The 18,993-nt window shown below is 60.8% G+C and carries 15 protein-coding genes, 1 rRNA gene and 2 pseudogenes; 7 read left to right on the top strand and 11 right to left on the bottom strand.

Going from position 1 to position 18,993, the window contains the following annotated elements:
• Positions 1-4: 4 nt before the first annotated feature.
• Positions 5-373, top strand: coding sequence for a cupin domain-containing protein (locus tag EIY72_RS17570; RefSeq protein WP_093213587.1), 369 nt, complete (start codon positions 5-7; stop codon positions 371-373).
• 12 nt (positions 374-385) lie between these two features.
• On the opposite strand, the gene EIY72_RS17565 is transcribed toward EIY72_RS17570, so the two are convergent.
• From EIY72_RS17565 to EIY72_RS17555, 4 genes and pseudogenes are all read right to left on the bottom strand, one after another.
• On the bottom strand, positions 386-985 hold the full coding sequence (locus EIY72_RS17565; RefSeq protein WP_093213584.1) for a flavin reductase family protein: 600 nt from the start codon (positions 983-985) through the stop codon (positions 386-388).
• 89 nt (positions 986-1,074) lie between these two features.
• Positions 1,075-1,512, bottom strand: a pseudogene (locus tag EIY72_RS30365) (methyl-accepting chemotaxis protein); the annotation flags it as partial.
• 150 nt (positions 1,513-1,662) lie between these two features.
• A pseudogene (locus tag EIY72_RS30360) lies at positions 1,663-2,301 on the bottom strand (PAS domain-containing protein); the annotation flags it as partial.
• A 266-nt stretch (positions 2,302-2,567) separates the two neighbouring features.
• Complete coding sequence (locus EIY72_RS17555; RefSeq protein WP_093213575.1) at positions 2,568-3,881, bottom strand: MFS transporter; 1,314 nt, start codon at positions 3,879-3,881, stop codon at positions 2,568-2,570.
• Between the two features lie 200 nt (positions 3,882-4,081).
• On the opposite strand from EIY72_RS17555, the gene EIY72_RS17550 reads away from it, so the two are divergent.
• Together EIY72_RS17550 and EIY72_RS17545 are read left to right on the top strand one after the other, a co-directional pair.
• Entirely contained in the window at positions 4,082-5,500 is a 1,419-nt protein-coding gene (locus EIY72_RS17550) for a short-chain fatty acid transporter (RefSeq protein ID WP_093213570.1), read from the top strand.
• 204 nt (positions 5,501-5,704) lie between these two features.
• Complete coding sequence (locus EIY72_RS17545) at positions 5,705-7,405, top strand: acid phosphatase (protein ID WP_132680157.1); 1,701 nt, start codon at positions 5,705-5,707, stop codon at positions 7,403-7,405.
• Positions 7,406-7,494: 89 nt separating this feature from the next.
• On the opposite strand, the gene can is transcribed toward EIY72_RS17545, so the two are convergent.
• A complete protein-coding gene (can, locus tag EIY72_RS17540) occupies positions 7,495-8,139 on the bottom strand; it encodes a carbonate dehydratase (protein WP_093230277.1) in 645 nt (214 codons plus the stop codon).
• 165 nt (positions 8,140-8,304) lie between these two features.
• Here can and EIY72_RS17535 point away from each other — a divergent pair, with 165 nt between their 5' ends.
• On the top strand, positions 8,305-8,709 hold the full coding sequence (locus tag EIY72_RS17535; RefSeq protein ID WP_093230274.1) for a serine kinase/phosphatase: 405 nt from the start codon (positions 8,305-8,307) through the stop codon (positions 8,707-8,709).
• Between the two features lie 105 nt (positions 8,710-8,814).
• On the opposite strand, the gene rimI is transcribed toward EIY72_RS17535, so the two are convergent.
• Both rimI and EIY72_RS17525 read right to left on the bottom strand, forming a co-directional pair.
• Positions 8,815-9,267 (bottom strand): ribosomal protein S18-alanine N-acetyltransferase, encoded by a 453-nt coding sequence (rimI, locus tag EIY72_RS17530; RefSeq protein WP_093230271.1) that lies wholly within the window; start codon positions 9,265-9,267, stop codon positions 8,815-8,817.
• Positions 9,260-10,015, bottom strand: a complete 756-nt coding sequence (locus EIY72_RS17525; RefSeq protein ID WP_093230268.1) for an energy transducer TonB — start codon at positions 10,013-10,015, stop codon at positions 9,260-9,262. Before EIY72_RS17525 ends, rimI begins: the two co-directional genes overlap by 8 nt.
• Positions 10,016-10,235: 220 nt before the next feature.
• Between EIY72_RS17525 and mksB the strand changes: the two genes are divergently transcribed.
• Genes mksB through mksF form a run of 3 tightly spaced genes read left to right on the top strand, consistent with a single transcriptional unit; the run spans position 10,236 to position 15,044 of the window.
• A complete protein-coding gene (gene mksB / locus EIY72_RS17520) occupies positions 10,236-11,516 on the top strand; it encodes an Mks condensin complex protein MksB (protein ID WP_093230265.1) in 1,281 nt (426 codons plus the stop codon).
• Entirely contained in the window at positions 11,506-12,207 is a 702-nt protein-coding gene (gene mksE / locus EIY72_RS17515; RefSeq protein WP_093230262.1) for an Mks condensin complex protein MksE, read from the top strand. The genes mksB and mksE overlap by 11 nt, the downstream gene beginning before the upstream one ends.
• A complete protein-coding gene (gene mksF / locus EIY72_RS17510; protein ID WP_093230260.1) occupies positions 12,204-15,044 on the top strand; it encodes an Mks condensin complex protein MksF in 2,841 nt (946 codons plus the stop codon). The genes mksE and mksF overlap by 4 nt, the downstream gene beginning before the upstream one ends.
• 117 nt (positions 15,045-15,161) lie before the next feature.
• On the opposite strand, the gene EIY72_RS17505 is transcribed toward mksF, so the two are convergent.
• From EIY72_RS17505 to rrf, 4 genes are all read right to left on the bottom strand, one after another.
• Positions 15,162-17,465 carry a PqiB family protein gene (locus EIY72_RS17505; RefSeq protein ID WP_093230257.1) on the bottom strand — a complete coding sequence of 768 codons (2,304 nt, stop codon included), beginning with the start codon at positions 17,463-17,465 and terminating at the stop codon, positions 15,162-15,164.
• Positions 17,458-18,081 carry a paraquat-inducible protein A gene (locus EIY72_RS17500; RefSeq protein WP_093230254.1) on the bottom strand — a complete coding sequence of 208 codons (624 nt, stop codon included), beginning with the start codon at positions 18,079-18,081 and terminating at the stop codon, positions 17,458-17,460. The genes EIY72_RS17505 and EIY72_RS17500 overlap by 8 nt, the downstream gene beginning before the upstream one ends.
• Positions 18,068-18,727, bottom strand: coding sequence for a paraquat-inducible protein A (locus EIY72_RS17495; protein ID WP_093230251.1), 660 nt, complete (start codon positions 18,725-18,727; stop codon positions 18,068-18,070). The genes EIY72_RS17500 and EIY72_RS17495 overlap by 14 nt, the downstream gene beginning before the upstream one ends.
• A 146-nt stretch (positions 18,728-18,873) precedes the next feature.
• Positions 18,874-18,989 (bottom strand): 5S ribosomal RNA (gene rrf / locus EIY72_RS17490).
• Between the last annotated feature and the right edge of the window lie 4 nt (positions 18,990-18,993).

Below are 18,993 nucleotides of genomic sequence, written 5' to 3'. Positions count from 1 at the left end.
CCTCATGAGCACTTATCAAAGCCTGAACTTCGCTGAAAAAATCGCCCGGATCGACGCGCACTGGTCGCCGCGGGTCATCGCCGAAATGAACGACTATCAGTTCAAGGTGGTGAAGCTGCTGGGCGATTTCATCTGGCACGACCACCTCGAAACCGATGAAACCTTCATCGTGATCGAGGGCCAGTTGCGCATCGACTTTCGCGATGGCCACGTGCTGATCAATGCCGGGGAAATGTACGTGGTGCCCAAAGGCGTCGAGCACAAACCCTACGCCGAACAGGAAGTGAAACTCCTGCTGATTGAACCCAAGGGCGTGCTCAACACCGGTGCCGAGGGCGGTGAGCGCACCGCCGAGAATAATCTGTGGGTTTGAACCTCGACCGGCTTACGGCTGCAAGGTTTTGCCGTCCACCGGATCGCCGATCTTAAGGAAATGACCGCCCGCCACATGGTGCAAGGTGCGCAAGGCGTCTTGCCCCTCGAAGTGCCAGCGACCGTCGCTGAAGACACGTTCATCAGCCTGGGCGGCAATCACCTCGGCGAGGAACAGGTCGTATTGCTGATGATTGCCGGGCTCCGGCAACAGCCGGCATTCGAGCCAGGCGACGCAGCCTTCGAGCATCGGCGCCTCGACCTGCTCACCGGTAAACACCTGCAGGCCGTAGGTGTCGAACTTGTCCCGGCCCTGCTCCTGGGTCAGCTCCAGACCTGAGGTCGAGCCGACGGTTTGCACGATGTCGGCCTGGGCTGCGCAAGGTACGTTCAGCACAAAGGTCCCCGACGCCTCCAGCAGTTGTCGGGTCCAGGTGGACTTGTCGAGGACCACGGCGATTTTCGGCGGCTCGAAATCCAGCGGCATCGCCCAGGCGGCAGCCATGATGTTGCGCTGACCGTCGTGGGCAGCGCTGACCAGCACGGTCGGCCCGTGGTTGAGCAAACGATAGGCCTTGGACAAGGGCACCGGGCGGCGATGGGAGACGCTCATGAAGTCTGCTCCTGGGCAAAGAGGCGATTGTAACGCCATCGTACAAAGGTGGCAGCCAGCAGGCTCACCACCCTGGAGGCGGACAACAATCAGCTGCTGAGCTGATTGGCGAACTGCCCCACCGCATTCACCACTTTCTGCGCGCCGTCCTGGATCTCGACGATCACTGTTCCCGCTTCCGCCGCCAGCGCCAGCCCCTGCTCGGCCTGAAGTTTGCCGTCGGTCATCAAGGCCACGGCGTTGCGTGCCATCTCCTGGTTCTGGCGCACCACCACGACAATTTCGTCGGTGGCCTGACTGGTACGTGAAGCCAGTTGCCGGACCTCATCGGCGACCACGGCAAACCCGCGCCCCTGCTCACCGGCACGAGCTGCTTCGATGGCCGCGTTGAGCGCCAGCAGGTTGGTCTGCTCGGCAATGCCGCTGATGGTTTTGACAATGGTGCCGATCACCAGCGACTGCTCGTTCAAGGCCTCGATGCCATCGCCGGCGGTTTGCATGTGCTTGGCCAGGTCACGCATCACCTCTACAGCCTGGGTCACTACCGTGTTGCCGCGTTGCGCGGTCTGGTCGGTTTGCTGGGAGGTGCTGAAGGCAATGTTGGCAGCTTCGGCGACCGCTTGTTCCTGGTTGACCTGATCGGTGATCACGGTGGCGAACTTCACCACTTTGTACAGCACGTTATTGGCATCGAGTACCGGGTTGTAGGACGCCTCCAGCCAGACCGAACGCCCGTGGCTGTCGACTCGCTTGAAACGGGCCGCCACGTACTCGCCAGCATTGAGCCGACGCCAGAAGTTCTGATATTCGGCGCTGCTGGCTTCCGCCGGTTCACAAAACATGCGGTGATGTTTGCCTTTGATTTGCGCCAGGCTGTAGCCCATGCCATTGAGGAAGCGGTCGTTGGCCGTCAACACGATGCCGTTCAGGTCAAACTCGATCACCGCCGTCGAGCGCACCAGCGCGCCGATCAGGTTCTCGTGTTCCCGGGACGATTCGATGGTACGGGTCAGGTCGCTGGAGAAGATCGAGAAGTGCTGGATGCGCCCTTGTGCCGAGCGCACCGGTTGCACAATCGAACGCAACCACGCTTCTTCGCCCGTACCGCGCAACAATCGCACGGCGCCGGCAAAGTGTTCGCCACGGGTCAGCGCATTGTTGAAGCGCAGCTGAAATTCATCCTTCTTCACATGCTCCGGGACGATGTCATGGATATGACGCCCGACCAGGTCCGTGCGCTTGTAGTGCATCTCGTCGAGGAAGTTCTGGTTCACCGACTGCACCCGGCCATCGGTGTCGAGGGTCAGCACCAGCATTTCGCTTTCCAGGCTGTCCCGCACCTGCTGGAGGCTGGAGAGTTCTTCACGAAGAGCCGACAGCTCCTGCTTCAAGCGTTTATTGAACATGAGGAAAGTACCGATGGACAGGAATGGAAAGCGGCATGCAGCCTAACCATCGGCCTCGTAGACATTTTCTTAAGCGAGTTTCAGATTGTCCTGAAAAAATAGTTCGAGGCCTGTCAGGTCGGGCCATTCGGACCTGAACAAGGCCTCAGGTCCGGGGCTCACGTTGAGCAGGTCTTTCACACACAGGGCGCCGCACGACGGTTGCCAACATGAGGCATCCGCGCGCCGAAATACGCCGCGCTGACCACGCCCACGGCGCCCATCACCGCGCAGAAGATCACGCAGATCCATGGGCTCCAAGGCATCAAGCCAATCAACAACAGCGGCGTGACACTCGCCCAGGCGGCGTAGGCAATGTTGTAGGTGAAGGAAATGCCCGACACGCGAATTCGCGGCGGAAACAGGCTGACCATCACCGACGGCACCGCGCCCACCACGCCGCAGGCCAGCCCCGCCAACGCGTAGGCCAGGCCGATCCACTCAGCGCCGAGGATCAGGCAGCCGTACAACACGGCGATGCCCAACGGCAGCAGCAGGCTGTACAGCATCACTGTGCGCCAGGCGCCAATCCGGTCGACCAGCAGGCCGGCAAGCACGCAACCGATGTTCAGGAACACAATGCCCCAGGCGCTCAGGCCGAAGGTGTGGCTGGCGGTCATGCCGAAGGTTTTCTGCATCATGGTCGGGGTGATGACCACGAACACCACCACCGCCGAAGTCAGTACGCAGGTGAGGATCATCGCCGGCAGTATGGCCAGGCGATGTTCACGCAGCACCGTGCGCAACGGCAATTCGACAGCCGTTTCGCGCTGGGTCTGCATGGCCATGAACACCGGGGTTTCGCTCAGCCAGCGGCGCAGATAAACGCCAATCACGCCGAAAACACCGCCGAGCAGGAACGGATAACGCCAGGCGTAATCGAGTATTTGCTCCGGGGTGAAAATCTGCGCCAGAAAGGTCGCCACCAGCGCCCCTATCAGATAGCCGAACGTCAGCCCCGCCTGTAAAAAGCCCAGTGCGTAACCGCGATGGCCGGCGGGCGCATGTTCGGCGACGAACACCCAGGCACTGGGCACTTCGCCGCCCACCGCCGCCCCTTGCAGAATCCGCAGGGCCAACAGCAGCAAGGGAGCGAAATAGCCGATTTGCGCGTAGGTCGGCATGATCCCGATCAGCAGGCACGGCAGCGCCATCATCAGGATGCTCAGGCTGAAGACTTTCTTGCGGCCCAGGCGGTCGGCGAAATGCGCCATCAGGATGCCGCCCAATGGCCGCGCCAGGTAACCGGTGACGAAGATCCCGAAGCTTTGCAGCAGGCGCAGCCACTCCGGCATTTCCGGTGGGAAGAACAGTTGGCTCAGCGTCAGCGCAAAGAACACGAAAATGATGAAGTCGTAGATTTCCAGCGCCCCGCCGAGGGCGGCAAGCCCCAGGGTCTTGTAGTCCGAGCGGCTGAACGGCGCCGGGCGCGTGTCGGTGTTGGCAGTCATGAAAAGCACTCTGGCACAGGCAAAAACCAAGGCGCCCATGGTCTACGCAAAAACGTCGGGGGACAACCCGTTAGACCAAAGTCCCATAGCCGTAAAACAAGGTCACAAAATAAGTCCGGTTGAATTAATGTTGGCGTCTGTCCGAACGGGCCGAGTCGCCCCGAAGACCACAACAAACATAAAAAATCCGAGGTACCCCCGTGGCCGCTGATATCGAAGATAGCCGCTCTGCCCGCTTTGCTTTGCGTTGCTCAAGTTTTGCCGAACGCTGGTTCCCCGACTCCTGGGTGTTTGCCGCCCTGGCGGTGATTATCGTCGCCCTCGCGACCCTGGCCATGGGTGCCAAGCCCACCGACGCCGCGATGGCTTTTGGTGACGGTTACTGGAGCCTGATCCCCTTCACCATGCAGATGGCCTTCGTGGTGATCGGCGGTTATGTGGTGGCCAGTTCGCCACCGGCCGTGAAGCTGATCGATCGTTTGGCGAAAATCCCGAAAAACGGCCGCTCCGCCGTGGCCTGGGTGGCGTTGATCTCGATGGTTGCCTCGCTGCTCAATTGGGGTCTGTCGCTGGTGTTCGGCGGCTTGCTGGTACGCGCCCTCGCCCGTCGCACCGATCTGAAGATGGACTACCGCGCCGCTGGCGCCGCCGCCTACCTGGGGCTTGGCGCGGTGTGGGCCCTGGGCCTGTCGTCGTCCGCCGCGCAGTTGCAGGCCAACCCGGCCAGCCTGCCACCGTCGATCCTGTCGATCACCGGGGTGATTCCGTTCACCCAAACCATCTTTCTCTGGCAATCCGGGGTAATGCTGCTGGCCCTGATCGTCATCTCGCTGATCATCGCCTACGCCACCGCCCCCGGCCCGAATACTGCCCGTGACGCCGAGGCGTGCGGCGTCGACCCGAGTTTCAATCTGCCACCGCTGCAACCGCGTACGCGTCCGGGCGAGTGGCTGGAACACAGCCCGCTGTTGATCATCCTGCTGGTGCTGCTGGCGGCCGGCTGGTTGTTCCATGAGTTTTCGACCAAACCGGCCATCAGTGCGATCTCCGGCCTGAACACCTACAACTTCCTGTTCATCATGGTCGGTGCGCTGCTGCACTGGCGCCCGCGCAGCTTCCTCGACGCGGTGTCCCGCGCGGTACCGACCACCACCGGCGTGTTGATTCAGTTCCCGCTGTACGGCTCCATTGCCGCGCTGATGACCACGGTCAAGGGCGCCGATGCCCAGACCCTGGCCCATCACATCTCGACCTTTTTCGTCAGCATCGCCTCCCACGACACCTATGCGCTGCTGATGGGCGTGTACTCGGCGATCCTCGGCTTCTTCATTCCGTCCGGTGGCGGCAAGTGGATCATCGAAGCACCGTACGTGATGCAAGTGGCCACCGATCTGAACTATCACCTCGGTTGGGCGGTGCAGATCTACAACGCCGCCGAAGCCCTGCCGAACCTGATCAACCCGTTCTACATGCTGCCGTTGCTGGGTGTGCTGGGGTTGAAGGCGCGGGACCTGATCGGCTTCTCGTTCGTGCAATTGCTGGTGCACACGCCGCTGGTGCTGTTTCTGCTGTGGGCATTGGGGACGACGCTGGCCTATACACCGCCAGTGATGCCTTGACCGTCTCGGGTTGATGGCATTGTTCCCTATGGGAGCGAGCCCGCTCACGACGACGGCGGCACATCCAGAGTTGATGTGACAGACAAAGCGCTATCGCGAGCAAGCTCGCTCCCACAGGGTTTGCGCTGTCACCTGCCTGTCACAATCCCTTGCTAGCGTCCGGCCGAAATATATCGAAACAATTCGATTGAAACGGGGTTCGACATGAGCAACGAAACAGACGGCACCGAAGCACCCTCGCCCGAATCCGACCACCCGGTAGACACCAGTCGCCGCCGCTTCCTCGGCGGCGTCGCCGTACTCGGCGCCGGTGTGGCCCTCAGTGCCCATGGCGATCAAAGTAACGATTCAGACAAAACCGCCGAACGTCCCCTGTCACCCGCTGAACTGGACCAAGCCCTTCAGGACCACGTGAAGACTGTGGTGGTGATCTACGCCGAAAACCGCAGCTTCAATAACCTGTTCGGTGATTTCCCGGGCGTTGAAAAACCGCTGTCGGCACTCACGCCCGCCGACTATCAGCAGCGCGATCGCGATGGCAGCCTGTTGCAGACCTTGCCTCCGGTTTGGGGCGGTGTGTTGCAGATCGGTCCGCAAACCCTCGACGGCGTGACGTACCCCAACGAGACCCAATTCCAGGAACACCTGCCCAATGCGCCGTTCGCGTTGAAGGGGCCGAATGCGGAAGACCTGCCACTCGGTCTGGTCACTCGCGACCTGTGGCACGTGTTCTATCAAAACCAGATGCAGATCAATGGCGGCAAGAATGACGGCTTTGTTGCCTGGGCCGACTCCGGTGGCTTGACCATGGGTCACTACGCACAGAGTCGCTACTCCCTGCGGCTATGGGACGTCGCCCGGGATTTCGTGCTCTGCGACAATTTCTTTCAGGGCGCCTTCGGCGGATCGTTCCTCAACCATCAATACCTGATCAGCGCCACCGCGCCTTTCTACCCGGACGCGGCCAATTCGGTGGCCAAGACGCAAATCGCCACGCTGCAAAGCGACGACCCGGCCGATCCGCGCCTCAAACCGCTGGAGAAGTCCCCCGCCAGTGCCATGACCGGCCCGCCGCAATTCGGCCCCAGCGCACTGACGCCGGATGGTTACGGGGTCAACACCCTCGCTCCACCGTACTGGCCGACCTGGATTCGCGACCCGCAGCGTCCGGATTACTCAAAACCGGACCTGCCCAATGTCATGGTTCCTCAGAACCACGAGCACATTGGCGACAAGCTCTCGAAGAAGAACATCAACTGGGCCTGGTACGCCGGTGCGTGGCAAGCGACGCTGGATCAGTACAAGGATTCCGGGGGCATTCCGAAGATTCCCAACTTCCAGTATCACCATCAACCGTTCAACTACTTCACCCGCCAGGGCCCCGAGCATCCGGAAGAGCGCAACAAGCGCCTGCGCGATGGCGGGCTGGGAGACGAATCGAGCACCAACCGTTTTTTCGCCGATGCCGAAGCGGGAAAATTGCCAGCGGTGAGCTTCTACAAACCCCAGGGCAACCTCAACATGCACGCCGGTTACGCCGACGTAGCATCCGGGGACCGGCACATCGTGCGCGCACTGAAAGTGCTGCAAGACAGTCCGCAGTGGAAAAACATGGTGGTGATCGTCACTGTCGATGAGAACGGTGGCTGGTGGGATCACGTCGCCCCGCCCAAGGGGGATCGCTGGGGACCGGGCTCACGGGTACCGGCACTGGTGGTATCGCCGTTTTCCCGCGGAGGCACCGTCGATCATACGGTGTATGACACGGCGTCGATCCTGCGCCTGATCACCCGGGTGTTCCAGCTGGAGAAACTCGACGGGCTCAAGCAGCGCGACGACGCGATGATCGCCCGCGGGCAAACGCCCATGGGCGACCTGACCAATGCCCTGCACTTCCCGACCTGAGTTCACTCAGCGTCCGAAAACGACCAACGGTCTTCGCCCGTCAGCCATGACAGGCGAAGACCGTTGTCTTTAGCGATCTGGTCGCTGGCCTACTGTGGGTCGATCGGACGCAGACGGTACTGCGGCGGCAGTTGTTCGAAACCGCTGATCGTCGCGTTGAGGCTCTTCCAGCGACCGTCCTTGATGCCATAGATGCAGCCGTGGATCGACAGGCTCTGGCCACGGTGCCAGGCGTTCTGCACGATGCTGGTATGGCCGACGTTGGCCACTTGCTGAATCACGTTGAGTTCGCAGAGGCGGTCCACGCGCTCTTCTTCAGTGGCGTATTGGGCCAACTCTTCGCGTTTCTCATAATAAAGATCGCGAATCGAACGCAGCCAGCCATCGATCAGGCCGAACTGGCGATCCTGCATCGAAGCCCGCACGCCGCCGCAGCCATAGTGGCCGGTGACGAGGATGTGTTTGACCTTGAGCACATCGACGGCGTACTGGATGACCGACAGGCAGTTCAAGTCGGTGTGCAACACCACGTTGGCCACGTTGCGGTGTACGAACAGGTCGCCGGGCAACATGCCAACAATCTCGTTCGCCGGCACGCGGGCGTCGGAACAGCCGATCCACAGATACTCCGGGGTCTGTTGGCGGGCCAGCTTGGCGAAGAAGTCAGGATCTTCTTCTTTGATCGCAGCAGCCCAGCGCTCGTTGTTATCAATCAGATCTTGTAATTCGTTCATGCAATGAAGCCTCGAGAATGATGCGCTGTTTTGACAGACGACCGCCCGTCGGGGTCACGCGGAAAGTGCAGATACCCGGATGCCAGGTCTGGCGCGCCATGCCGGTGGAATTCTCATCAGCCTGGTGGGTCCACCTAAGTAAGGCCCACAGTATGAGGAATTGCCATGACTGATTCACGACGTCCGTTCGATGCGGTGCAGCCCGAGCCCATCGATGATAACGAAGATCGCATGGGCTCGGTGCATGAGCTGGATTTCGATGCCGACGAACCGAGTGCCAAGATCGGTGACGAATTGCCCGACAAGGAGCGCGAGCAACTGATGCCCCGCCAGCGTGTGCGTGAAGCCGGCATGACCGGCGCCTCGACCGCTGACCATGAACCGACCGACGACGACATGAGCCCGCAAACGCTGATCCGCGAAGACGGTGCGCGGGACGCCCGGGAAGCCGGTGAAGATAACCGCGCGGACTGGGATTTGAGTATCGTCGATGAAGATGATATCGGCGGTGGCAACGGCCTGGACGAAGCGGAGCTGGCGCGGCGGGATCCGATGGATGGTAAGCGTTAGATCTTTAGTGCCTGTTCAGACGCCATCGCGAGCAAGCTCGCTCCCACAGATTTTGAGTCGTACACCGCGTTGTGTGTGCGGACTTGCTCGCGAAAGCTTTAACCCTTAATCAACCAAGGTGCAGGCCATAACGACGGCATCTTCACGCCCGCCTACTGCCGGGTAGTAATCCCGACGCCGGCCGATCTCGTTGAAGCCGTAGCGCTCATACAGCTTGAAGGCTGCGGTATTGCTGTCGCGCACTTCCAGGAAGCACTCCCGTGCATCCGCTTTGTAGGCGATCGACATCAGGTGCTCCAGCAACGTCAGCCCCAGGCCGCGGCCCTGGTTTTCCGGTTTGACCGTGATGTTCAGCAGGTGCGCCTCGTCGAGGATGATCTGCACCACACCATGGCCCACTTGCTGCTGGCCTTCGAACATCAGCCAGATCTGGTACTTGCCCAGGCCATCGAGGAATATCCCGCGGGTCCAGGGATGGCTGTAGGCCGCGTATTCGATCTTCAGCACGTTTTCCAGGTCCGCCTCGGTCATCGGGCGGAACGACACAGCATCACTCATTCGATTCTTTCCAGCGCGCCATCAGCCGACGCATGGCTTGCCAGACATCAGCCTTACGCTGTGGCTCTTCCATTAATAGTTCCAGGCCCGGCAAGGCCCAGGCAGAGCCGAGGCCTTCGATCTGAAGTTCGCGGTTGAAGGATTCGGCGTTGGCTTCCCCGGCAAAACGCACGGCGGGCAGGCCGATCAGCCACAGGCAGACACACGGTGCTTCCTCCATGCGCACAGAGAGGAAGCCTTGCACGAAGTCGCGGGCCGCGTCAGGCCCCTGATCCATGTTGCCCCGCACCAGCAGCGGCCAGCGCACCGGTTCGCCGACGATTTGCGGGCTGTCTGGCAGGCCGGCGGCGCGCAACATGTCCTTGAGCAGCAGGTAAGCGGGATCACGGGTCTGGAACGACTCGCCTGTGGGTAACTCGACCAGCAGCAGGCAACGTCCGGCGCGCAGCAGTTGCAAGGCAAAACGCGGTGGCGGCACGACCGGCGCCTTGACCACCACCGGTGCCTCGTCGGCCTCTTCCACCGGTTTGGCCCCGGTGCGGGTGCTGGCCAGCGAAGGCCGCGGCACTTCGATCTTGACCCGCTCCGCCGGTTTTACCACGGGTGCCGCAGTCGCCACGGCCGCTTCAGCCGCAGGTGCCGGCACCACGGGCGCGACAACAGCCGGCTCGGGCATCTCCAGCAGCTCTGGCCGGGAAGGCGCGGCAAAGGGCAATTCGGTGCGCGGCAGCCAATTGACCACCTGCATGGCGTTCAAATAAGCGCGACGGCGGGACTCGATAAGCAAAGGTCGGCCACTTGTGGATAACTAAAGTGAGCTGATTCTACCGCCGTTCGCGCAAGATCGCCCGCGCTGTCGATCAATCGACGTTGTGATAGAAAAAACAACAGCCCGTCCCGAGAGTGAATCGACACGCCTTCGATGAAGTACAATCGCGGCTTTTATCGCCAACCAGCCGGCCATTCCGATGATCGAACCCAAGCGCGTCTTGCGCGCCCTCGCTGAACACTGGGCACTTCTGGAGCCACTGTGCGAGCACTTCGACCAAGGCACCCTGAGCCTCAACGAACTGCGCACGCAACTGGCCGCCCAGCAACTCGACAGTACGCCGCAGGACATCACCAGCCTGCTGGACGTGTGGATTCGCCTCGACATCCTGGTTCCCGTGGCGAAAAGCCCGAACCGGTTCGAGCTCAATGCGCAGATTCACGACTTCCTCGCTTATCTGCGCCGTGAACACCGACTGGGCCTGTGCCTGGAGATCGAAGCCTACCTGCGCCACCTCGAACGTCTGGCCGGTTACATCCAGGACGCGTTCGACATCCGTGATGGCAATGATCTGGCACGCCAGTTGCGCCTGCTGGACATGCGCGTACGCGACGTACTGAAAAAACTCGATAACGACGAACAGGCCCTGGTGGCCGTGGCCGAACGGGCCAAGACCAGCGACCGACAGATCCCCCTGCGCCAGCGTTACGCTGAAGTGCTGGCGACCTGGGACGAATACGTCGAGCCGATGATCGATCTGGTCAACGCCGATGGCGCCTTCGAGCAAGGCGTGCGCAAGGTCGAAACGGTGCTGCTGAAGATGCTCAGCGAACAGCAGCGCCTCGGCCATCTGGTCGATGACGACATGCTGCTGCGCACCCACGCGCGCATCCTCGAAATGCAGACCAGCGCCCAGCTGACCTTGCGTCACGCCCGGGAACTGCTGCTGCCGTTGCGCGAAGAAGCCCGTCGCCATAACGCCGTCACCCGTGGTGCCGCGTTGGCCCTGTCGATGATCCGTCGCAAGGGCATCGACGCCGTGCCGCAAGCCGCCATGCCGCTGTTCACCCGGCCGCAGAGCACCTTTCTCGGCAGTGCCAGCCAGGTCGAAGCCTACGTCTATGCCCTGGCCCGTTTCGAGCCGAAACCGGCACGCTTCCCCAAGGCCCACAAGACCCACAAGGGCGGCGATGCGCCCCGTGCGCCGCGTACGGTTCGGGAGATGCTCGAACGTTGCGAAGACGCCCTGCCGATGCCGGACCTGATGACCTGGCTACTGGAGCAGGAACCGGACGGCGCCACCGACGAATTGCTCTACTGGTTCTCGCGTCTGTCGCGGGAAAAACGCTTCAAGCGCGAGCGTCTCGAACGCCGCGAGTACCACACCCACGAGCACCAGGTCAGCCTGCGCTCCTTCGCCCTGCTCTCGGTCAGCGATGACGCCGCCGAGAATTCTGCGAGCATCCCAAATGCATCTTGATCTTTCCGAACTGTCTCAGCTGGCACCGATCTTTCGCGAGCTGTTCAAGGGTTATCACGTCAGCCGCCGCGATCCTGAGCTGTATGCACAGTTGTCGAACTTCCAGGACCAGTACCGCACGCTGTTCAAGGCTCTGGGCTTTGAGCTGGTCTGCGACACCCGTGGTTTCTACTACTTCGTGCCGGATCTCGCCGCCGCCGCGGTGAACAAGACCGCCCAGCGTCTGGCGCTGTTCACCTTCATTCTGGTTGAGCACCTGGCTGACCAGGGCCGCGACCCGATTGCCGTACTCGACGGCGGCAGCCTCGGTCGCGACGAACTGCCCTCGTTGCTGGAAAAGTACCGCGACCTGTTCATCCAGGCCGAAGTTCAGACCCAGGATGAGCTGGAAGAAAAGATCATGCGCCGCATGACCCAGCTCGGTTTCGCCGGCGAAGAAAACGGCGTGTACCGGTTTCTGCCGCCGATGCACCGCTTCCTCGATGTCTGCCTGTCGGTCCAGCAGGATCGTGATCTGGCCGCCAGCCTGCACAGCGAGCTGCCTCTGCCAGCGCCAGTATTGATCGACGAAGACAGCGACGAAAAATTGCTGCACACCGATGACCCGCTCGACCTCGCCGAATTTGCAGAGGAAAGCGAAGAAGACGCCCTGGCCCGCGCCATCGCCGAAGAACAGGAGCTCGACGCATGAGCAAGGAACGTTACGGCATCCGCCGCTTTGCCCTTTTGAACACGGCCGGCTACAGCCTCGGCCTGTTCCCGCTGGAAGAACCACTGTCGGTCTACGGCGCGAACAACCTCGGTAAATCCGCGTCGATCAACGCCTTGCAGTTCCCGATCCTGGCGCGCATGTCGGACATGAGTTTCGGCAAGTACAGCCTGGAGCAGTCGCGGCGCTTCTACTTCGCTTCCGACACCAGTTACATCCTTGTCGAAGTCAATCTGCCCCACGGTCCTCATGTGATAGGCGTGGTCGGTCGCGGCCCCGGCGGTGGTTTCGGTCACCAGTTCTTTGCCTACGCCGGCAAGCTGGACCTGGCCCATTACCAGAAGAACGACACCTGCCTGCGTCAGAAAGAACTGTTCACCAACCTTGAGCGCGAGGGCCTGAAAGCCTACGAGCTCAAGCCGGATGAACTGCGTCGCTTGCTGGTCGGTGGTCACACGTCGATTCCGCTGGACCTGACGCTGATCCCGCTGCGTTCGACCAGCGAGCAGAGCCTGAAGACCTTCCGCGCGCTGTTCATCAACCTGCTGCACATGCGTGAAATCACCGCGGCCAAGCTCAAGCAACTGTTTCTCGACGCCTTCGAACACAGCCTGCGTTCCGGCAGCGTCGACTACATCGCCGCCTGCGAAGAAGCCTTCCGCGATGTCCGCCGCATGGAGCAGGACTACAACTCGCTGGTCGCCGCCGGTCCGCTGGTCGAGGCCTTGGCCAACGGGGTGAAACAACGGGACATCCTGCGCGGCAAACTGCACCGCATCTCGCCGTTGCTCGATTCCCTGCTGGGCACCTGGTCGGACTACGCCAGTGCCCGCAAGGAAGAGCTGACCATCCAGGCCGAGCATTACCGCAACGAACAGGATGCCCTGCAGAACGACCAGCGCGGCGGCACCCAAGAACTGATGCGCCTGGAGCGGGAAATCACCGGTATCCAGCGCTGGCTCGGCGAGTTGTCGGTCCTCAAGCATCGCTTCGCCCTGGTCGAGGACGTCAAGGTTCTGGAACAGCAACTGCTGGCCGCCAAGGATGCTCACGACGAACTCGCCGGTGCGCTGGCGCAGTCGCGTCAGTTCAGTGCCGAGGATCTGGAAGAGCGCCTGCGCGACCTGGAAAAACGCCTGAAATCGGTCAAGCAGCAACTCGATCACGCCGACAACAACAGCTACGCCCGTCTGCGCGAAGAGTTCTCGCAGCAGGATGTCGAGCGCCTGATGCGCCTGTTCAACAGCGCACTGTTCAGCCTGCCGCTGGGCGAGCACGGCATCATGCTCGACGAAAACGGCGACTGGGTGAAGTCCGTGGAGCTGATCCTCGACGGCTTCAAAGGCGAGCGTTTCGAAGTGCCGGGGCTGTCCATCGACATCTCGCACATCGAACCGCCGGCCTTGCAGGCGCTGGCGGATCGCGCAGCCTTGCGCGACCAGAAAGAGCGTCTGGACAAAGAACTCAAGCAGCTGAAAACCCAGCAAGCCGTGGCCGCCGACCGCGCCGCCAGCAAAACCCAGACCGAAGCGCTGTACCAGCAAGTGCTGGACGCGCAGAAGGCCCTGGAAGACTTCCGCCGCGCACAGACCCTGAGCGCCGAGGAAGGCGACAAGCTGGAACAGCTCGCGCAGATGGAGGCCGCCCAGGACGAACTGAAGCGCTCCAGCGATGCCTTCACCGAACGCGTCCAGCAACTGTCGGCCAAGTTGCAACTGGTCGGCCGGCAGATCGGCGACATGGAAGCCAAGCAACGCACCCTCGACGACGCCCTGCGTCGCCGTCAGTTGTTGCCGGCCGACCTGCCGTTCGGCACGCCGTTCATGGACCCGATCGACGATTCCATGGACAACCTGCTGCCGTTGCTCAACGACTACCAGGACAGCTGGCAAGGCCTGCTGCGGGCCGACGGGCAGATTGAAGCGCTGTACGCCCAGGTTCGTCTCAAGGGCGTGGCCAAGTTCGACAGCGAAGACGATATGGAGCGTCGCCTGTCCCTGCTGATCAACGCCTATGCGCACCGCACCGATGAGGCGCTGACCCTGGGCAAGGCCCGCCGGGCGGCGGTCACCGACATCGCCCGGACTCTGCGCAACATCCGCAGCGACTACGACAGCCTCGAGCATCAACTGGCACTGTTCAACCGCGAGATCAACAAACGTCAGGTGTCCAACCTGCAAAGCTTCCGCATCGTGCTCGCGCCGAACAAGGAGGCGCTCAAGCACATCGACCAGATCATCCACAGCGCCGGCCAGTACGAAGAAGGCGAAACCCTCTCCGTGTTCGACCTGAGCCAGAGTGCCGAGCAGGACAACAAGAACGAAGAGGCCAAGGAGTACCTGGCGCGCCTGGTGGCAGCGAACCACAACCAATTGGGCCTCAAGGACCTGTTCGAGCTGGCGTTCGAGATCACCAAGGTCAACGGTCAGCCGGTCATCCACACCGACATCGATGGCGCGGCGTCCAACGGTACGACCATGACCATCAAGGCGCTGACCAACATGTACCTGTTGCTGCACTTGATGGACCGCGACCAGGCCGGTCGCGTGCGCCTGCCGTACTACCTCGACGAGGCGGCGGACATCGACGAGAAGAACCAGGCCGCACTGCTGGAGACCAGCCTGCAACTGGGCTTCGTGCCGATCCTGGCGAGTGTGAAGCCGCAGGTCTGCGCCAGTGTCGCCATCGACCTGGAAGGCGGCAGCGGCCCGGCCGGCATCTACATCGACGAAGCGGACTGGAAGTACATCCGTCGTCACGATCAGGTGAAGGCGACCGTCAATGAACAAGCGGATGAGCCGGAGCTGGATGCGGTCTGAAGCTTGATCTGAAGGCATGAAAAAGGCCGCGATCCAATGGATCGCGGCCTTTTTTGTGGGCTTCGGATGTTCCCTGAGTGTTATGGCCTCCTCGCTGGCAAGCCAGCGATGGCGTCCTTACTTGTTCAGTGGAATCTTCGGCGCCCAGGTCAGCCATTCATCCTCAAACTTGTCGAACAGTGCGAAGGTCTGCTCCGGTCGCGCCGGTGTGCCCATGCGTTCACCATCCGGCGTCGCGAAAGCGACACCACCCTGAATCATGGTTTCCAGGGATTCAGTGCGTACCGTTGCGCCTCTGAACAGCCCGACATCGAAGTCGAAGCCGCTGGTGTTCCAGAAGCGCGTGCCACTGCGCACCAAGGGCGCGTACTTCGGTTCGATCAGGATGTGGATCAGCACCCGGTCGGCGGTCTGACCCAACTCATACCCCGTGACCTTGCCCACCGTGATTTCACGATAAGTGACCGGTACACCCGCCTTCAGCGAGCCGCGACGGGCGGCGCTCAGCACCAGGCTCAAGCCCTCTTCCCGTTTGCTCAGTTCCGGTGGACTGGCCAATGCCGTGAAGCTCTTCTGCGGCCCCTGGTTCTTCGTGGCCGGCTGCACTTCGATGTATTGCCCCGTGACCAGCGTTTCCAGGTTGGACGTCTTGATCAGCCCAAGCTCAGGCTTGACCACCCAGAACTGGCTGCCCACTCGAGCAATTCGGTCTGGCACCTCGGTAATACGTGCGGTCAGCAGCACCGATTGCAGATCGTCGCTGAGGTCGACATCTTCAACCTTGCCGACATCCAGCCCCTTGAAGCGAATCGGCGTCCCGGCGCGCAAACCATCGGCGCGATCAAGCTTGAGGGTGATCACTTCGCCCTTTTGCGTTGCGTCTTCGTGGTTGGCAAACAAGCGGAATCGCGGCACCCGCTTTTGCAACGGCGCCTTGGCCAACGGCGTATCGAAGGCAATCCCGCCCGCCATCAGGCTCTGTAGCGACTCGCTCTTGACCTGAATGCCGCCGGTCAAGCCGCCCGTCAGCGTGATGCCGCTGGCGTTCCAAAAGCGCGTAGAGGCATTGACCAGACCTTCGTATTCCTTCTCGATGTGCACGCCGATGATCAGTTGCTTCTTGGTGCGTGAGAACTGATAGCTCTGTACCGAGCCGACCTTGACCTGCTTGTAGAGCACCGGGCTGCCGACTTCCAGCGAACCGAGATTATCGGTGAACAGCACAAGGTGCAGGCCAGGTGCCCGCAGGTCCAGTGGTGGTGCCTTGGGCCGCGCGACGAACTCGCGCTGCGGTGCCGAACCTTTGTCGCCAGGGCGAACCGCGATGTAGTTCCCTTTAACCAGTGCTTCAAGCCCTGTGATACCGGCAAGAGAAATCGACGGTTTGACCACCCAGAACTGCGTGCCTTCGACCAAATAGTCCTCGGCCAGCGGGTCCATCGTCAGCTCGGCGGTAGCCCCGGACAGATCCGGATCGACCTTCAGCGCTTTCAGACTGCCGACCTGGATGCCCTTGTACATCACCGGTGTGCGTCCGGCCTGCAAGCCATCGAAGTCAGTGAGCTTGACCTTGACCCTGATGCCAGCCGCAGCTGCGTCGAAATCTTCATACAGGCGGAACGGCAGGCTTGGGTCGGTTGGCGGGCTGTCCTTGCGATTCTCTGGTGTGGCGAACGCGATACCACCGGCGACAATACTCGCCAGGGATTCGCTGCGCACTTTCACCCCCGACAGGTTGGCGTCGATGCTGATGCCGCTGGCGTTCCAGAAGCGTGTGTGTTTACGCACCAGTTTGGCGTAGGTCGGTTCAATGAAAACCTTGAGCTCGACGGTGCTCTGATCTTCCGACAGCACGTAGCTCTTGATCTGGCCGACCTTGATCTGTTTGTAGAACACCGGACTGCCACGGTTCAGCGAGCCCAGGCGATCGGCCTTGATGGTCAGGTGCAGACCGGGCTTGGCATCGGACAGCGGCGGTTCTTCGGCCAGCGCCTTGAACTTGCGAACGGGTTCACCTTCACCCGGGCTGACCGCGACGTAGTTGCCTGACACCAGCGTTTCGAGACCAGTGATACCGGCCAGCGTCACGCTGGGCTTGACCAGCCAGAAGCGCGTGCTGGTACGCAGGTAGGGTTCCACGTCTTTGTTCATTTCGATGGTGGCGATCACGCCTTTGGAATCGCCCTCGTCATCGAGCTTGAGGCTCTTGACCTTGCCAACGGACATGCCCTTGTAGACCACCTCGGTCTTGTTGGCCTGAATGCCCTCGCCGCTTTCAAAGCGCACCTGAATCTCGATGCCATTCTCGTTGTAGGCACGCCAGCCGAGCCAGCCACCAATGATCAAGGCGATCAGAGGTAACACCCAAATGGCGGACCAGTTCGAGGCGGGGCGGGTTTTTGCTACAGGCAGATCAGTCATGGTCGTCGTCCGACTCCGTATTATCCCAAATCAGTCGGGGATCGAAAGTTACAGCGGCAAGCATCGTCAGGATCACTACAGAGGCAAACGCGATGGCGCCAAGATTGGCCTCGATGCTGGCAAGCCGCCCGAAATTCACCACTGCCACAAGGATGGCAATCACAAAAATATCGAGCATTGACCAGCGGCCGATGAATTCAATGAAGCGGTACATCCAGATGCGTTGCCGCGCCGACAGTGGCTGCCGGCGCTGCACCGAAAACAGCAACAAGCCAATGCCCACCAGTTTGAATGTGGGCACCAGAATGCTGGCGATGAACACTACCGCCGCGATGGGGAACATTCCGTAGTGAATCAACTCGATGACACCGGCCATGATCGTGCTGGGCGAACCTTTGCCCAGGGAGTTCACGGTCATGATCGGCAACAAATTCGCCGGTATGTACAGAATGGCAGCGGTAATCAGCAATGCCCAGGTGCGTACCAGGCTGTTCGGGCTGCGGGCATGCACCAACGCTCCGCAGCGTGTGCAGACTTGCTCATCGCTATCAGCTTCCTGCCTGTTCAATTCATGACATTCCTTGCAAATCAGAATGCCTGCATCAATCGCCCGCATGGGCATCCTCTCCTGATAACGCTTGCCAGATCTGGTGAGGCGACATCACGACCTCCAACCAGACCTGAATCAACAACAAGCCAATGAAACACGTGAGCCCGAGGCCCACCGTGATGGCTGCCATATCTGCCAGCTTGACGATCGCAACGAGTACGCCCATGAAGTAAACCTCGAGCATCCCCCATTCGCGTATATGGTGATAAATGCGATAGAGCAACAAGCCATAGCTGCGTCCGATATCAAAGCGGATGCTCAGCAATACGGCCAATTGGCACAACAGCTTGAGCAGCGGGATCGCCATGCTGCACAGGAACACGATCACTGAAACGCTTTGCATGCCGGTGTCAAAAAGCGCGACAACACCGCTCCAGACAGTGTCTTGAGAAGTCTGCCCGAGCAGATTGAGTTGCATGATGGGTAAAAAGTTCGCGGGAACGTACAACAGCAGCGCGGCAATAACCAAGGCGAGGCTGCGCTGCACCACGTTGTGGCGGTGGGCATAGAGTTCGTAACCGCAACGCGGGCACAGGGCTTTTTCGCCATGGGCAAGTTCGGGTTTACGCATCAGGAGGTCGCACTCATGACAGGCGACCAGATTTTCGAGTGGTAATTCTGACAGCCCGGGGGCGTCAACCGGATCCGGCATAAGCGCTCTGACTCTGAAAAAGTAAGCCCCATTCTAGTGTCATGGGCCGAAAATAACTGTGCAAAATTGTGCCTGAGCAGCAGAGACTTTCCTGCGGCCAAAAACAAAACCCCAACTGCTTTCGCAATTGGGGTTTCGAAATTTAATCTTGACGATGACCTACTCTCACATGGGGAAACCCCACACTACCATCGGCGATGCATCGTTTCACTTCTGAGTTCGGGATGGGATCAGGTGGTTCCAACGCTCTATGGTCGTCAAGAAAT

The sequence above is a fragment of the Pseudomonas vancouverensis genome (assembly GCF_004348895.1).
Classification (GTDB): domain Bacteria; phylum Pseudomonadota; class Gammaproteobacteria; order Pseudomonadales; family Pseudomonadaceae; genus Aquipseudomonas; species Aquipseudomonas vancouverensis.
This window is presented reverse-complemented; position numbering and strand designations above follow the sequence as displayed.

What these genes read in the sequence shown, in the direction of transcription:
- EIY72_RS17570 (WP_093213587.1), top strand. Translation starts at nt 5, where the DNA reads ATGAGCACTTATCAAAGCCTGAACTTCGCTGAAAAAATCGCCCGGATC.
- EIY72_RS17565 (WP_093213584.1), bottom strand. Translation starts at nt 985, where the DNA reads ATGAGCGTCTCCCATCGCCGCCCGGTGCCCTTGTCCAAGGCCTATCGT.
- EIY72_RS17555 (WP_093213575.1), bottom strand. Translation starts at nt 3,881, where the DNA reads ATGACTGCCAACACCGACACGCGCCCGGCGCCGTTCAGCCGCTCGGAC.
- EIY72_RS17545 (WP_132680157.1), top strand. Translation starts at nt 5,705, where the DNA reads ATGAGCAACGAAACAGACGGCACCGAAGCACCCTCGCCCGAATCCGAC.
- can (WP_093230277.1), bottom strand. Translation starts at nt 8,139, where the DNA reads ATGAACGAATTACAAGATCTGATTGATAACAACGAGCGCTGGGCTGCT.
- EIY72_RS17535 (WP_093230274.1), top strand. Translation starts at nt 8,305, where the DNA reads ATGACTGATTCACGACGTCCGTTCGATGCGGTGCAGCCCGAGCCCATC.
- rimI (WP_093230271.1), bottom strand. Translation starts at nt 9,267, where the DNA reads ATGAGTGATGCTGTGTCGTTCCGCCCGATGACCGAGGCGGACCTGGAA.
- EIY72_RS17525 (WP_093230268.1), bottom strand. Translation starts at nt 10,015, where the DNA reads ATGCAGGTGGTCAATTGGCTGCCGCGCACCGAATTGCCCTTTGCCGCG.
- mksB (WP_093230265.1), top strand. Translation starts at nt 10,236, where the DNA reads ATGATCGAACCCAAGCGCGTCTTGCGCGCCCTCGCTGAACACTGGGCA.
- mksE (WP_093230262.1), top strand. Translation starts at nt 11,506, where the DNA reads ATGCATCTTGATCTTTCCGAACTGTCTCAGCTGGCACCGATCTTTCGC.
- mksF (WP_093230260.1), top strand. Translation starts at nt 12,204, where the DNA reads ATGAGCAAGGAACGTTACGGCATCCGCCGCTTTGCCCTTTTGAACACG.
- EIY72_RS17505 (WP_093230257.1), bottom strand. Translation starts at nt 17,465, where the DNA reads ATGACTGATCTGCCTGTAGCAAAAACCCGCCCCGCCTCGAACTGGTCC.
- EIY72_RS17500 (WP_093230254.1), bottom strand. Translation starts at nt 18,081, where the DNA reads ATGCGGGCGATTGATGCAGGCATTCTGATTTGCAAGGAATGTCATGAA.
- EIY72_RS17495 (WP_093230251.1), bottom strand. Translation starts at nt 18,727, where the DNA reads ATGCCGGATCCGGTTGACGCCCCCGGGCTGTCAGAATTACCACTCGAA.